The organism is Ensifer sp. SL37 (genome assembly GCF_026672675.1).
GTDB lineage: Bacteria > Pseudomonadota > Alphaproteobacteria > Rhizobiales > Rhizobiaceae > Ensifer > Ensifer adhaerens.
On the sequence record NZ_JAPPRN010000007.1, the window covers coordinates 1,450,289 to 1,463,277 of the forward strand.

The following is a 12,989-nucleotide window of genomic DNA, read 5'->3' on the forward strand; positions in this document are numbered from 1 at the left end:
CAGACCTTCATCTGCTGAGATTGTTGGAAATTGGCGGAAAGAGGGGCGCCCCAGTAGCAGCGTGCCATTTTAGAATGTCATCCCAAATCTCCTGGCCTGTCTCAGCATACCAAAAGAGATCACGATCCTCGGGATCGACCACGCCTTCTTCAACCAAGAAATCTATGTCGATTGCTCGGCGCCAGAACTGCTCGCCCACAAGGACAACTGGGATCGGCTTGATCTTACGCGTCTGGATCAGGGTAAGTGTCTCAAACAACTCATCAATCGTACCAAAACCGCCAGGAAACACCACAAGTGCCTTTGCACGTTTGAGGAAGTGCAACTTGCGTATTCCAAAGTAATGCACGCAAAAGCAGAGGTCCGGACTAACATAAGGATTGGGAAATTGTTCGTGTGGCAGACTGATATTGAGACCAACTGACGGTGCGCCAACATCAAAGGCGCCGCGATTGGCAGCCTCCATTATACCAGGGCCGGAGCCAGTCATGATGACAACTGACTGCTGGGGGTGCGCACGATTGGATCGACCGACTTCTCGCGCGAGATCTCGGGCGATCTCGTAGAACCGCGCCTTTTCGAGCAGCCGCTCTGCTACTTGAAGGCTCACCAGCGAGCCGGCTTCCCGGTGTCCAACTGCCGCGCGCAGCGCCTCAAGCTTGCGTTTCGCTGCCTCTGGCTCACAGATGCGCGTGCTGCCGAAGACGACGATCGTCCCATCAATTCCGCGCTGCCTCAACAACAGTTCCGGTTTGAGATAGTCGACTTCAAGTCTTGGTCCGCGGACGTCGTCGCGGTCCAGAAATTTCGGATCCTCAATCGCGAGGCGGTAGCTTTCGCTGGTGATGATGGCTTCGACCCGCTTATGTGCTTCAGGGTCATCTATAGCCGACTTCATGTTTTGCCAGGGCAAAGGCACTGTACGGCAGAACGGATCTGGCGGTGGGGGTACCGTACCCCGCCGTGAAACTGTCTTGGTCCCATTGTGCCGGCTTCGTGCCTTCATTCAAACACGATACCCCAAAAATCGGAGCTATTCGATTCGTTTGGCGACTGCACCGATCGCGTCCTAGAATACAATCAAGGTCCTGTCACCGCGGATCGGCTCGTCTCATGCAGATAAGCATGGTGCATTGGGGCGATTAGGCCCGTGGGACAATCCGAGCAAAATGAGCGGCGTCCTTCAGTGGGAGGGCATCCTGCTCGACGACGGGATCGGTCGAAGCCGTGACTGCAGGTTCAACCAATGCCCCGCCTACCGGATCGCAGAACAGCCTGAGCAGCAGGTCCATCACGGATTGCGCACGACCGTCAGCGATCGAATAGAAGATCTGACGCGACTCTCGTCGTGTCTTGACGAGACCTGCCTGTCGCAATTCGGCAAGTTGTTGCGAAAGCGCAGGTTGTTTGATGCCCAACGCCTCTTGAAGATCGGTGACGGAGGTTTCCGTCTGGGCAATGTGACAAAGCAACATCAGCCGGTTGGCATTGGAAAAGTGCCTCATGAACTCGGCAGCTTCTGGCGCTTTCGCTGTAAGCGTTTCTAGCGGTATCCTCGTCTCGACGCTCATGTCCGCCGCTCCCGATAATACCAACTTTCGCCAGGAGCGAGCTCGCCTTCGTACCTGTCGCTCGTAGGGGCGTGCTCAAGAAGTGGGTTGCCCGGGAGCCACCCTTCGGGCGTCGAAGCATTCTCCCGTTGAGCACTCTGTAGTGCGCTAACAAGACGTAACGACTCGTGCACCGATCGCCCGACATTCATCGGGTACCAAACTATGGCACGAATGATGCCTTCTGGATCGATGACGTATGTCGCCCTTACCGTCGCGCTGCTGTCCGATGTGCCGTCGATCATCCCATAGGCCTTCGTGATTTCCATAGAGGGGTCTTCGATGAGCGGGAACGCGACATTTATTCCAAACCGCTCGCGGATATCGCGGATCCAGGCGATGTGGGAGTAAAGACTATCTACCGAGAGCCCCAATAGCGCACAGTCAAGCTTCTCGAAATCCGGTGAGGCACGGGCAATAGCAATGAACTCACTAGTACAGACCGGTGTGAAGTTTGCTGGATGAGCGAAAAGGAGCACCCATCGACCGCGATAGGACGACAGCGTGATGGGGCCACAAGTTGAGCGCGCTGCAAAGTCGGGTGCTAAATCGTTGAGCCGCAGCTGCGCGATGGGTTGGCACGTTGTCTCAATCATGCGGAATATCCTGTTTACGGTCCTGACCCTTGATAGCGCTAACCTAATCCGGGATCCAGTTAATAGACAGTTGCATTATTAATGTAAATGTATATATATTGGCTAACACGTAGAGGACAAGCTATGGACTCCGCATCGAAATATGCCTACGACCTGGTCGAGAACGCACTCAAGGACCCGAGCAGGCGCCCGATTGTAAGGTCGTTTTTCGACCCCCAAACCTATTCGGTCAGCCACGTCGTGCGCGACCCGGAATCGAATGTCTGCGCGATCATCGACAGCGTTCTCGACTTCGATGCCGCCTCCGGCCGAACATCGGACAATTCCCTTAGGCCTGTCATTGATTACGTAAATTCTGAAAGTCTTGAAGTTGACTGGCTGCTAGAAACGCATGCACACGCCGACCATCTCTCGGCTGCCCCCCTACTCCAAGGGGAAGTTGGCGGGAAACTTGCGATCGGGCACGAAATCGTTCGCGTCCAGGATGTGTTTGGAAAGATCTTCAACGCCGGCACAGAATTTCAGCGAGATGGCAGCCAATTCGACCAACTCTTCAATGATGGCGATCGCTTCAAGATTGGCGCATTGGATGCAACGGTGCTGCATGTACCCGGTCACACGCCCGCCTGTCTTGCATACGTTATAGGAGACGCAATCTTTCCGGGAGACACCTTGTTCATGCCGGACTACGGGACGGCGCGCTGCGACTTCCCCGGTGGCGACGCACGGCAGCTTTACCGGTCTATAAGGCGCATCATGGAACTCCCGAACGAAGCTCGCATGTATCTCTGTCACGACTACAAGGCGCCTCGTCGCGATCACTATGCATGGGAAACAACCGTTGGTGCCCAACGCACTGGCAACATCCATGTCCGTGACGGTGTCAGCGAGGATGACTTTTTCAAGATGCGAAGCGAGCGCGATGAAACACTCCCCATGCCAAAGCTCTTGTTGCCTTCAGTGCAGGTCAACATGCGTGCAGGACAACTTCCACCGCCTGAAGACAATGGCGTGCGATACCTCAAGATCCCATTGAATGTGTTGTGAGAGAAATGAGCGAAATCAACTTTCTATGGCCGCTGTCGGGAGGCCTTCTTATCGGACTGTCGGCCGGACTTTATCTCCTGACGACCGGTCGAATTGCCGGCATTTCTGGTCTTGTTGCTGCAGCGACAGGCTTGACAGAGAGTGGCTTTAGCAAGCTCGGCCTGGGATTTCTCGCCGGTATCCTCGGCGGGTCCCTAGCCGCATCGACCTTACTGCGCCAGCCCGATATCCAGGTGACCTCCTCCGTGCCCCTCCTCCTCGTCGGCGGCCTCCTTGTAGGATTTGGCACACGCCTTGGTGCAGGCTGCACCAGCGGCCACGGCGTCTGCGGCCTGGCACGACTGTCGCCAAGGTCGATCGTCGCCACATTAACCTTCATGGCGGTTGCTGCAGCCACCGTGTTCGCCATGCGTCTTGTCTCGGGAGGAATCGCCTAATGTTGAGGAGAGTGCTTTCGGCAATCGTCTGCGGCTTGCTCTTCGGTGCCGGGCTTGTCGCTTCCGATATGATCAATCCCGCGCGCGTGCGCGCTTTTCTCGATGTTGCCGGCAACTGGGATCCATCGCTGGCTTTCGTCATGGGCGGCGCGCTCATAACTTCAACACTTGCCTACATTATTCGCAATCGATGGCAGACCCCGCTCTTCGACGACCAGTTTCATGTGCCCCCAAGGACGAAGCCGGATGCCCGCCTTGTTGCTGGTGCCGCGCTTTTCGGGGCCGGCTGGGGATTGGTCGGGTTCTGCCCCGGTCCTGCAATCGCCGCATTAACGACAGGTCGATGGCAAGCCGGTCTTTTTGTGGGCGCGATGCTCGCAGGAATGATCATTTATCGTTTTGCCTATGCTCGGCCGGCGCTGGCGTCGCGATGATTCCTTCGATCGCCAAGCCAAGAAAGCGTCACTACAACTCAGCGAAAGGGCCTGTCTGACCGCTGCCCACGCCCCTAAGGTTACAAAATGACCCTCGATCCAATACAGTATGTGCTCGGCGCATTCTCCGGCGGGCTCGTCGGACTGGCTCTTGGACTATTCGGCGGCGGCGGATCCATTCTTGCAGTCCCCCTGATGGCCTATGTAGTGGGAGTTCCAAACCCGCACCTTGCGATCGGCACAAGCGCCTTTGCTGTAGCCGCCAACGCTCTTGCCAATCTGGTTGGCCATGCACGTCTCGGCCACGTCAAGTGGGGCTGCGCCATCATCTATAGTTTGGCGGGGATTGCTGGGGCCCTTTTCGGCTCGACCGTGGGAAAGCTACTGGACGGACAGCATTTGCTGTTAGCGTTTGCCTTTCTCATGATCCTGGTCGGGGTGCTCATGCTCAAGCGCCGTACAATTCAGGGCGATGCAGGCGCACATTGCTCGCGTGCAAACGCGCCTAAAGTAATCGCATTCGGCGGTCTGACTGGCATCTTGTCGGGTTTCTTCGGCATCGGAGGCGGGTTCCTGATTGTGCCCGGATTGATGGCTTCCACAGGCATGCCTATTCTTTTTGCAGTTGGTTCCTCACTCGTGGCAGTTGCTGCCTTCGGCCTGACAACGGCTGTAAACTATGCTTGGTCAGGCTTCGTCGATTGGACGCTTGCTACGGTGTTCATAGGCGGCGGCGTTGTCGGTGGCTTGCTCGGAGCCGTCGTTGCCAGCAGGCTTGCGGCGCGCAAGGGCGCCTTGAACGTCATGTTCGCGCTAATGATCCTCGTTGTCGCGGCATACATGCTCTATCGGGGCCTCACTCAGATTATCGCGGCCTGATGTTTAAATAGGTTTGACATGCCCCCGCAGCGGGCTAAATCGCTTTGCGTTGCTGCGCCCTCACCAAGACGCGCGAAAAGTGACCCGACTATCGGAAGGAACCATGGCTCAGGAGCCCGCGCGAATTCTTAGCCCCATCAAGCGCTTGCGCAAGCTGCGGCCATCCGTGCTTTACAGGTTCCTCAGTGTAGAACTGATGCGCAGGCTGCCGCGACGAACGGAGTTGGGCCTCGTCTTTGCAGGCGCGCTTACGGGGGTTGCAGCTGGGGTCTGCGTGGCGGTTATGACGTTTATCGCCAGAACGATGCATTCGCTAATCTTCAAGCTGGATGCGGGAGAGCGGTTGAGTGGCGCAGCCGTCGACGATAAGATCCTCGTACTTATAGCTCCAGTGGCTGGCGGCATGCTCCTGGGAGCAATTCTGCTTGTTCTTGCAAGGTGGCGAAAGCGGCCCCTCGTTGATCCGATCGAAGCCAACGCCCTTCATGGCGGCCAGTTATCGTTGACCGACAGCCTTATCGTCGCTCTACAAAACCTCGTCTCAAACGGTTTCGGAGCTTCGGTGGGGCTCGAAGCAGGCTATACTCAGGTGGCTTCGGGAATAGCATCGAAACTTGGCAGCAGGCTGAAGCTGCGCCGTTCGGATCTGAGAATTCTCGTGGGCTGCGGGGCTGCCGGAGCGATCGCCGCCGCATTCAATGCACCTTTGACTGGCGCCTTTTACGCATTCGAACTGATCGTCGGCGCCTATACGATTATATCCTTGACACCCGTAGTGGCATCGGCGCTAAGCGCGAACCTCGTCGCACGCCTGTTGACCGCAAGTGATGCCGGCATCGACGTGGGCAGCGTCGGAACGGTTGTCCCGGCCGATTACGTGCCGGCCCTCTTGCTTGGCGCCATCTGCGGTGGCGTTGGTATTCTGCTCATGCAGGGTGTCGCGTTCGTCGAGGAAACAGCGCGTAAGAGTTCAATACCGGGCTTCTTAAGGCCGACGGTCGGCGGACTGATCGTAGGTCTCTTGGCTCTCGCGAGCCCGCAGGTTCTGTCGGGAGGCCATGGCGCACTGCATCTCAACCTCGAAACCGACGTGGCCATCGCCAGCCTCTTGGTGCTTTTCTTGCTTAAGGCGATTGCATCGGCCGTTTCGATCGGCTCGGGCTTTCGCGGCGGGCTCTTTTTCGCCTCACTTTTCATGGGAGCGCTGCTTGGAAAGCTCTTTTCTTTCGTCGCTCCCTCATTGAGCGCAGCGACGCTCGCTCCGGCAAGCTATGCGGTCGTTGGAATGAGCTCGCTTGCGGTCGCCGTCATCGGCGGACCGCTGACGATGACTTTCCTTGCACTTGAGGTGACAGGAGATTTTCCGATGACGGCCCTGGTGCTCGCCTCCGTCATTACATCATCCTTCATCGTCAGAACGCTGTTTGGTTATTCGTTTGCCACTTGGCGCTTCCACTTGCGTGGGGAAACGATCCGCGGCGCACATGACGTCGGTTGGATCCGCAGTCTCACGGTCGACAAGCTCATGCGAGCAGATGTCCGCACGGCGAACGCCGATATGCTCGTGCGAGATTTCAGGGGCGAGTTTCCGATCGGCTCGACGCAACGCGTCGTCCTGGTGGACGAGAACCGAAAATATGCCGGGATCGCCCTCGTACCTGACGTTCACTCCAACCTTGTCGAAGGAGAAAAGGAGGCCGCAACCATACGAACATTCGCCCAATTCAAGAACGACGTCCTGCTGCCGACCATGAATGCCAAACAGGCGGTCGCGATCTTCGATCAATGTGAAAGCGAAGCGCTTGCGGTGGTCAGTGACCTGGTTGAGCAGCGGGTGCTTGGAGTCCTGTCCGAGAGCCATACATTACGGCGCTACAGTGAGGAACTTGACCGACACAGAAGGGAGATCGCTGGCGAACTGTAAGTACGAATACGAGCTGCCAGGTTCCGGTCAAAAACCGAAAGACGTCGCTATCCCCCATCCGTGCCCCACCGTCGATGCAAAACACGCTCCCAGGGCGCAAACAATATCCGGTCCGCCATTAGGCCGATCGACACAATCACCACCATGGCACCGATCACCTGATCCATCGCATTCAGCTCACGCCCATAGTGAAGCAACTGGCCGAGACCGAAACCGGTCAGGATCGTTACGAAAATCTCGGCGGCCATCAATGAGCGCCATGCAAAGGCCCAACCCTGCTTCATACCGCTGACGAGAAAGGGCAAGGAGGCGGGTAGGGTCACCATGACCCACAGGTGCAATCCCTTTGATCCCATTGTTCGTGCAGCCTTGGCGTAGATCGGCGGAATGGTTCGCGCCCCATGGTTGGTCGCAATTATCACTGACCAGACAGTGCCCATGACAACAACGAACAGCATTGCACCTTCGGTCTGTCCGAACCAGAGAACTGCAAAAGGTACCCAGCATACACTCGGCAGGGTCTGCAAACCCAATGCCAGTGAGCCGAGTGTGTCCTCCATGAGCTTGGAGGAACTCGTCAGAACGCCGAGCGGCAAACCGATTGCGGTACCGATCGCGTAGCCGAGCAGCAGCCGTTGAAGCGTGACGCGGGTTGCTTCAAAGAGAGTTCCGTCGTTGATCGCCCCCCAGAGATATCGGCCGACGTTCAAAGCGGAAGGGAAAAGAACTGGCGACCACCAGCCAGTGTCCGCTGCCAATTCCCATAGCATGAGCAGCACGATAAAGAATCCCGAAACGACAGCCACCCGCTTCATTCTGATATTCCGCCCCCTATGGTGCCACGAAGAGCATCAGCCACGACTGCCGCATGTGCCACCAATTCCGTGCTGTAGATGTTACGCGGGCGCGAGAGCGGAATATCGAAGCTCCGAACAATTGTGCCGGGAGCGCTGGACATCAGCAAGATGCGATCTCCAAGACAGGCGGCCTCCCGCATGTTATGCGTAACAAATACCACCGTCTTTTGACTTCCGGCCCAGATCTTCTGGACGTCGTCGTAAAGGTGCTCCCGCGTCATTGCATCGAGTGCGCCGAACGGTTCATCCATCAAGAGCACTTGCGGGTCAGGTGCCAGCGCACGCGCAAGAGCCACGCGCTGCTTCATACCGCCCGACAATTCGTGCACATGTGCCCTTTCAAACTTTTCCAGCCCGACCAGTGAGAGGTAATGATGTGCGATTTCCCGGCGCTCGCCACCGCGAAGTTCAGGACAGAGACGCAAGCCGAACATCACATTTCCAAAAACATCTAGCCACGGAAACAGTGAGGGTTCCTGAAACACGACCAACCGTTCCCGACCGGGACCAACAACCTCTTGACCGTCCGCGAGCACGTGACCGGAATCTGGCTTCGTCAGGCCGGCAATGATGTCGAGGAGCGTCGACTTACCACAGCCGCTCGGTCCGACAACGCAAACTACCTGACCAGCCGGCACCTGCATTGATACGTCGACAAGTGCGTGCACTTCTGCGCGAGACGTTCGAAACCATTTCGAGACCGCATCGACAACGAGCTTTTTCGGCGCGGTTGCACAATGCCCGGTAATTGTTGATCCGATGTGGGGCGGCCGCTCGCTCATGGGCTGTCGACCAGGGCTGAAAGATCGGGAATAGTTGTCAAGAAGCCGACGCGCTGTGCTTTCGCTACGTATACCTGTAACGCAGACAGATTGATATCGCCGGTGACCGTCATGCGCGGCCACGCCCGAGAAATAAGTTCCGGGGGCATCGTAACCCGGAAATCCGCTTTGAGTTCGTCACGGACCATCGCCTGAGCTTCTTTCGGGTGCTGGCTGATCCAGGTTCCGAGTTCGCGGTGCGCCTCCACGAACCGGTGCACGAGATCTCGATGTTGCGCAAGGAAGGCTGCCCGCGCAACGAGCACGGTCGTGATGGCTTGCCTTTCCTCAATCAATATTTTGCCTGCAGCTTCCAGTTCCAGACGCGACACCCAAGGTTCGACAGTCCACACAGCATCAAGTTGCCGTGTTTTGAAGAGGGATAGTTGCTCAGGATTGGCGGTCGGCACGACATGGGCATCCCCCCCCGATTGCGTGATACGCAAGCCGCCATCCCGCAGCCACGCGCGAGCAGAAACGTCCTGAGTGTTTCCAAATTGAGGCGTTCCGATCCGCTTTCCGACGAAATCTCGCGGGCTGGCGAGGCCTTCGTCGGGTTGCACGACGAGTGCAGAGCCGCCGTTCACGGCACCGGCGACGATACGGATTTCCGCTCCGGCTGAGCGTGCATAGGCATTGATAGCTGGGTTTGGCCCGACATAGGCAAGATCGAGGCTGCCGGCAAAGATTGCCTCCATGGCGCTTGGGCCGGCATTGTAGGCATACCATTCGATAACCGCGTTTGGCCCTAGCCGGCTGGTGAACCAGCTTTGTCCGCGACGTTCAAAGCCTCTGGCAATCAACGCCTGAACATGGGTTATATTGGGAAAGTGTCCGACGCGGATGGTTATCTTCCGGGACTGCGCGATCGCGGTTTCGGCCGGCCGCAGGACTGCGGCAATCGCCATTGCGAGAATGTGCCTTCGTTGCAACCGCGCGATAAGCATCTAATATCCGCTCTAAACAAGTAGGAGTGGAATGCATCCAACCTTTGCAAAGTGCCCTTTTTGATAGATGCCTACTTGCATCCGCCAGATGGCATGTTTGTCCTGAACCGAATTATATTCTCGCCTTTGGCGCAGGTCGTCATTGATCCTGCGCAACGCGTACGGTCTGCACGTTAGCGACTTGAACACCCGAACTGACCCTAGGCTTGCGCGCAAACGACACCAAGTACGCCTGGCCCTCAATAGTGTGGCAAGAGTGAAATATACAAAATTATTATTAATGTTACCTTATAGTGTCAATAGCTATTGCCTAGATAAGTTCCGACTCAACTATTGGGTTTGAATTAGCGATCATAAGGACTTCGATTTCTGGTGCAGCATGCTTGCGAACGGAGTGGCATCGGGTGACTTGGAATCTCATGTGGAGCTGTGCCAGTTCGCAGTTGACTCTTTATCGTCGCAATTTAATGTTAGCAACTTGACACATAAAGAAGCATGGAGGTTGTGATGCAAGCCTTCATTCTGCGCCAAAACATAGAACGATTCCGAAATCTCCTCGTTCAAGAGGAACGTCAAGCGGAGCGCCGAACTCTGAGGGAATTGCTGGCGACCGCCCTGCGAGAGCAAGCCGTTCTCCTGGCTTCCCGAGACGGTTTCGAAATGGAAGTAGACCCGCTTCAAGCGGTCGTGCAGCGACGCGTATTTCGAGACAAGTACATGCCCCTGCCCCAGGCCTGCCTTCTGCTCGACCCGCGCAAAGGGCTGCACATCGTCGAAATAAATGATGCATACGGTTCCATCACAATGACGCAGCCAGCATTGGTTATCGGCAGGTCAATCTTTGAGGTTTTTCCCGACAATCCTGCTGACCCGGACGCCGACGGGATCGCCAATCTTTACGCCTCGCTAAAACGCGTGGCAGAACGACACACAACTGACGTGACACCTGTCCAACGTTACGATATGCGCTCGCCCGCAGGGGGATTCCTGACAAAGTTTTGGAAGATGTCAAACCAGCCAATCCTTAGCGAGGACGAGAGCTTGGTCTATTTTCTACAGAGCTTAGAGGATATCACCAAGGAATTGTTATACGGTCCGGCATCGCTAGCACAAACCTATGATCGAAACGCCTGCGGAAACAGCGAGGGTGGCTATCACCCACGCTCATTCGAAGCGTCGGCGGCTGCCAGCACACGGACGACATCGTCGTCGTCCAGTTGAGGAAAATCTTCATAAAAACAACCGATTGCATCCATTTGCGAAGGCAGAAGCAAACAACAGACCTCATCAACTTCGCCGCGCAACGCTGCGACGGCCTTCGGGGAAGCGACTGGAATGGCGACAACTATTTTTGTTGGTTGGCGCTCCTTTATGCCGGCGACCGCTGCGCGGATCGTAGATCCGGTTGCTATTCCGTCATCTACCACGATCACAATTCGGTTCGCGATGTCTAAAGGAGCACGAGCACCGAAGTATACGTCTCCCCGACGCTCAATCTCAGCGATTTCTCTCTCACAAGCGGCCTCAAATTCCGCCTCGCTGACATGCGCAAGGGCAATGACGTCCTCTTCGCGCACAACTATTGGCTTTTGTGCATTCACGACAGCGCCCATCGCGAGTTCCCGGTGCCAGGGAACTCCGATCTTACGTACCAAAACGAGATCGAGTGGCGCTCGAAGATGGGTAGCGATCTCTGCCGCGACCGGCAAACCTCCGCGGACCAGCGCAAGCACCACCACGTCTTCTCCGCGATAGTGTTCAAGAGCTTGAGCAAGCTGCCTGCCTGCCTCGGATCGATCAGAAAAGCGCATGCCTTACCTCCTCGCCAACGACGCCCGTCACTCCTCGACAGTTCCGCCCGTTCGAAAGCTCGTCCCCGTTGAATTGGTCTAGCCCTCAGTTCCGCTGTTCAGACAGTTGCGGATCGATCATCTACCAGTCCAGGGAACAAGCACCGCTGCCCCGTTCAGGCGGCCATGGCGGAGGTCGTCGAGGGCCTCGTTCGCTCTTTCGAGTGGATAGATAACCGTGTGCGTCTTAACCTTGGCGTTGCGGGCGATAGGGAAGAATTCGCGGGCATCGGCGCGCGTCAGATTTGCTATTGAAACGACCTCACGCTCCCCCCATAGGATCGAATAGGGCATCTGGGGAATGTCGCTCATGTGTATACCGCCACACACCACCCGCCCGCCCTTGCGCACTGCGCGCAACGCCGTCGGGACGAGTTCGCCAACTGGCGCGAAGATTATGGCAGCGTCAAGCAACGCCTTCGGCATTTCGTTTGAATCACCGGCCCAGCTTGCACCGAGACTGCTTGCGAAGCGTTGGGCTTGAACGTCACCGGTCCGGGTGAAAGCATAGATTTCACGGCCCTGCCATATTGAGATCTGGGTAATGATGTGGGCAGCAGCACCGAAACCAAACAGGCCGATACGCTTTGCACATGCTGTCTTTTTCAGTGCCCGCCAACCAACAAGACCAGCGCAAAGAAGCGGGGCAACAGCGACAGGATCGTCTGTGGACTCAAGCTTAAAGCAAAATCGTTGGTCAGCAACGACGTGTGTTGCAAACCCACCATCGCGTGTAAACCCCGTAAACAGCGGTTTATCGCACAAGTTTTCCAGACCGGCACGGCAATAGAAGCAATGGCCGCAAGTAAAGCCCAGCCACGGCACGCCAACACGGCTTCCAAGGAGAGACGGATCGGCACCCTCGCCGACTGTTTCGACGACCCCTACGATTTCGTGGCCGGGAACCAGCGGGAGTTTCGGACTTTCGAGCTCACCGTCAACCACGTGCAAATCGGTACGGCAGACCGCACAGGCTTCCACACGCAACCGGATTTCGCAGGGGCCGGGCAGCGCGTCGGCAAGGGTCTTCAACACCAGCGGCGTGCGAAGTTTTTCAAGCACCATCGCCTTCATCATCCTCACCTGCTATGAAATTCGTGACGACGATCTGAACTGGGGCTGCCAGACAAACTCGGCCACCGGATCAATCAGTTGGCGCAGAAAGCCTGAGCGGGTTCGTGAGTGTAATGATTTGGCGCAGTTGCTCCGAGTCAACGATCTCCAGGCCGCTAAGCCCATCGATCCCTTCGAGTACCGCTATGCTTGCCGGCTTGTGAATGAGATGATCCAGGCCCTCCATAGCAATCTCGACCAGATCATCCTTGGGATCGAAAGTGATGCCGAGCAATGGGACCGACTTTGCCTGAATCTGGTCGCCCAATCGAAGCCCGATAATTTCGACCTGCGCCCGCTTTCCGCGAAGAGCTTTTGCCATGCGATCGAAAAAGGACTGCCATTCGGACCGAGGTAATACGCGACTGGCCATTTCAATAGCTCCTGTTGATGCGGCCCCAGCAGCGCGCGCAAAATAGCGGCTCCCGACCTTCACATGTTTCCGTGTTACGGCGCCCCAGGCAGTTCGATGCG

General features: G+C 56.6%; 15 protein-coding genes. 6 read left to right on the forward strand and 9 right to left on the reverse strand.

The window, feature by feature from the left end; genetic code table 11:
- Positions 1-7: 7 nt before the first annotated feature.
- From OVA00_RS39105 to OVA00_RS39115, 3 genes are all read right to left on the reverse strand, one after another.
- Entirely contained in the window at positions 8-898 is an 891-nt protein-coding gene (locus OVA00_RS39105) for an LOG family protein (protein ID WP_268091066.1), read from the reverse strand.
- Positions 899-1,142: 244 nt separating this feature from the next.
- Positions 1,143-1,571 carry an ArsR/SmtB family transcription factor gene (locus OVA00_RS39110; protein WP_112772428.1) on the reverse strand — a complete coding sequence of 143 codons (429 nt, stop codon included), beginning with the start codon at positions 1,569-1,571 and terminating at the stop codon, positions 1,143-1,145.
- Entirely contained in the window at positions 1,568-2,206 is a 639-nt protein-coding gene (locus OVA00_RS39115) for a peroxiredoxin (protein ID WP_268091067.1), read from the reverse strand. Before OVA00_RS39115 ends, OVA00_RS39110 begins: the two co-directional genes overlap by 4 nt.
- Positions 2,207-2,329: 123 nt before the next feature.
- Here OVA00_RS39115 and OVA00_RS39120 point away from each other — a divergent pair, with 123 nt between their 5' ends.
- The 5 genes from OVA00_RS39120 to OVA00_RS39140 all read left to right on the forward strand — a co-directional run bounded on the left by OVA00_RS39120 (position 2,330) and on the right by OVA00_RS39140 (position 6,927).
- On the forward strand, positions 2,330-3,253 hold the full coding sequence (locus tag OVA00_RS39120) for an MBL fold metallo-hydrolase (protein WP_268091068.1): 924 nt from the start codon (positions 2,330-2,332) through the stop codon (positions 3,251-3,253).
- 5 nt (positions 3,254-3,258) lie between these two features.
- On the forward strand, positions 3,259-3,690 hold the full coding sequence (locus tag OVA00_RS39125) for a YeeE/YedE family protein (protein WP_112772431.1): 432 nt from the start codon (positions 3,259-3,261) through the stop codon (positions 3,688-3,690).
- Positions 3,690-4,124, forward strand: a complete 435-nt coding sequence (locus OVA00_RS39130; RefSeq protein ID WP_268091069.1) for a DUF6691 family protein — start codon at positions 3,690-3,692, stop codon at positions 4,122-4,124. Before OVA00_RS39125 ends, OVA00_RS39130 begins: the two co-directional genes overlap by 1 nt.
- An 87-nt stretch (positions 4,125-4,211) precedes the next feature.
- The gene (locus OVA00_RS39135) at positions 4,212-5,003 is read left to right on the forward strand and encodes a sulfite exporter TauE/SafE family protein (RefSeq protein ID WP_268091070.1); all 792 of its coding nucleotides are present in this window, start codon (positions 4,212-4,214) and stop codon (positions 5,001-5,003) included.
- 196 nt (positions 5,004-5,199) lie between these two features.
- Positions 5,200-6,927 (forward strand): chloride channel protein, encoded by a 1,728-nt coding sequence (locus OVA00_RS39140; RefSeq protein WP_268091169.1) that lies wholly within the window; start codon positions 5,200-5,202, stop codon positions 6,925-6,927.
- Between the two features lie 47 nt (positions 6,928-6,974).
- Here OVA00_RS39140 and OVA00_RS39145 read toward each other — a convergent pair whose 3' ends face one another.
- From OVA00_RS39145 to OVA00_RS39155, 3 genes are read right to left on the reverse strand one after another with little or no spacing between them, the layout of a single operon-like run.
- Positions 6,975-7,742 (reverse strand): ABC transporter permease, encoded by a 768-nt coding sequence (locus OVA00_RS39145; RefSeq protein WP_268091071.1) that lies wholly within the window; start codon positions 7,740-7,742, stop codon positions 6,975-6,977.
- Entirely contained in the window at positions 7,739-8,566 is an 828-nt protein-coding gene (locus OVA00_RS39150; RefSeq protein ID WP_112772435.1) for an ABC transporter ATP-binding protein, read from the reverse strand. The genes OVA00_RS39145 and OVA00_RS39150 overlap by 4 nt, the downstream gene beginning before the upstream one ends.
- Complete coding sequence (locus tag OVA00_RS39155; RefSeq protein ID WP_268091072.1) at positions 8,563-9,513, reverse strand: ABC transporter substrate-binding protein; 951 nt, start codon at positions 9,511-9,513, stop codon at positions 8,563-8,565. The genes OVA00_RS39150 and OVA00_RS39155 overlap by 4 nt, the downstream gene beginning before the upstream one ends.
- Positions 9,514-10,059: 546 nt before the next feature.
- On the opposite strand from OVA00_RS39155, the gene OVA00_RS39160 reads away from it, so the two are divergent.
- Complete coding sequence (locus tag OVA00_RS39160) at positions 10,060-10,773, forward strand: PAS domain-containing protein (protein ID WP_268091073.1); 714 nt, start codon at positions 10,060-10,062, stop codon at positions 10,771-10,773.
- Here the strand turns inward: OVA00_RS39160 and OVA00_RS39165 are convergent.
- The 3 genes from OVA00_RS39165 to OVA00_RS39175 form a co-directional block, all read right to left on the reverse strand.
- Positions 10,707-11,363: a phosphoribosyltransferase gene (locus OVA00_RS39165; protein WP_268091074.1), complete on the reverse strand. Its 657-nt coding sequence runs from the start codon at positions 11,361-11,363 to the stop codon at positions 10,707-10,709. The genes OVA00_RS39160 and OVA00_RS39165 overlap by 67 nt on opposite strands.
- 117 nt (positions 11,364-11,480) lie before the next feature.
- On the reverse strand, positions 11,481-12,476 hold the full coding sequence (locus OVA00_RS39170) for a zinc-dependent alcohol dehydrogenase family protein (RefSeq protein ID WP_112772437.1): 996 nt from the start codon (positions 12,474-12,476) through the stop codon (positions 11,481-11,483).
- A 70-nt stretch (positions 12,477-12,546) separates the two neighbouring features.
- Positions 12,547-12,888 carry a DUF5335 family protein gene (locus tag OVA00_RS39175; RefSeq protein WP_112772438.1) on the reverse strand — a complete coding sequence of 114 codons (342 nt, stop codon included), beginning with the start codon at positions 12,886-12,888 and terminating at the stop codon, positions 12,547-12,549.
- Between the last annotated feature and the right edge of the window lie 101 nt (positions 12,889-12,989).

What these genes read in the sequence shown, in the direction of transcription:
- OVA00_RS39105 (WP_268091066.1), bottom strand. Translation starts at nt 898, where the DNA reads ATGAAGTCGGCTATAGATGACCCTGAAGCACATAAGCGGGTCGAAGCC.
- OVA00_RS39110 (WP_112772428.1), bottom strand. Translation starts at nt 1,571, where the DNA reads ATGAGCGTCGAGACGAGGATACCGCTAGAAACGCTTACAGCGAAAGCG.
- OVA00_RS39115 (WP_268091067.1), bottom strand. Translation starts at nt 2,206, where the DNA reads ATGATTGAGACAACGTGCCAACCCATCGCGCAGCTGCGGCTCAACGAT.
- OVA00_RS39120 (WP_268091068.1), top strand. Translation starts at nt 2,330, where the DNA reads ATGGACTCCGCATCGAAATATGCCTACGACCTGGTCGAGAACGCACTC.
- OVA00_RS39125 (WP_112772431.1), top strand. Translation starts at nt 3,259, where the DNA reads ATGAGCGAAATCAACTTTCTATGGCCGCTGTCGGGAGGCCTTCTTATC.
- OVA00_RS39130 (WP_268091069.1), top strand. Translation starts at nt 3,690, where the DNA reads ATGTTGAGGAGAGTGCTTTCGGCAATCGTCTGCGGCTTGCTCTTCGGT.
- OVA00_RS39135 (WP_268091070.1), top strand. Translation starts at nt 4,212, where the DNA reads ATGACCCTCGATCCAATACAGTATGTGCTCGGCGCATTCTCCGGCGGG.
- OVA00_RS39140 (WP_268091169.1), top strand. Translation starts at nt 5,200, where the DNA reads ATGCGCAGGCTGCCGCGACGAACGGAGTTGGGCCTCGTCTTTGCAGGC.
- OVA00_RS39145 (WP_268091071.1), bottom strand. Translation starts at nt 7,742, where the DNA reads ATGAAGCGGGTGGCTGTCGTTTCGGGATTCTTTATCGTGCTGCTCATG.
- OVA00_RS39150 (WP_112772435.1), bottom strand. Translation starts at nt 8,566, where the DNA reads ATGAGCGAGCGGCCGCCCCACATCGGATCAACAATTACCGGGCATTGT.
- OVA00_RS39155 (WP_268091072.1), bottom strand. Translation starts at nt 9,513, where the DNA reads ATGGCGATTGCCGCAGTCCTGCGGCCGGCCGAAACCGCGATCGCGCAG.
- OVA00_RS39160 (WP_268091073.1), top strand. Translation starts at nt 10,060, where the DNA reads ATGCAAGCCTTCATTCTGCGCCAAAACATAGAACGATTCCGAAATCTC.
- OVA00_RS39165 (WP_268091074.1), bottom strand. Translation starts at nt 11,363, where the DNA reads ATGCGCTTTTCTGATCGATCCGAGGCAGGCAGGCAGCTTGCTCAAGCT.
- OVA00_RS39170 (WP_112772437.1), bottom strand. Translation starts at nt 12,476, where the DNA reads ATGAAGGCGATGGTGCTTGAAAAACTTCGCACGCCGCTGGTGTTGAAG.
- OVA00_RS39175 (WP_112772438.1), bottom strand. Translation starts at nt 12,888, where the DNA reads ATGGCCAGTCGCGTATTACCTCGGTCCGAATGGCAGTCCTTTTTCGAT.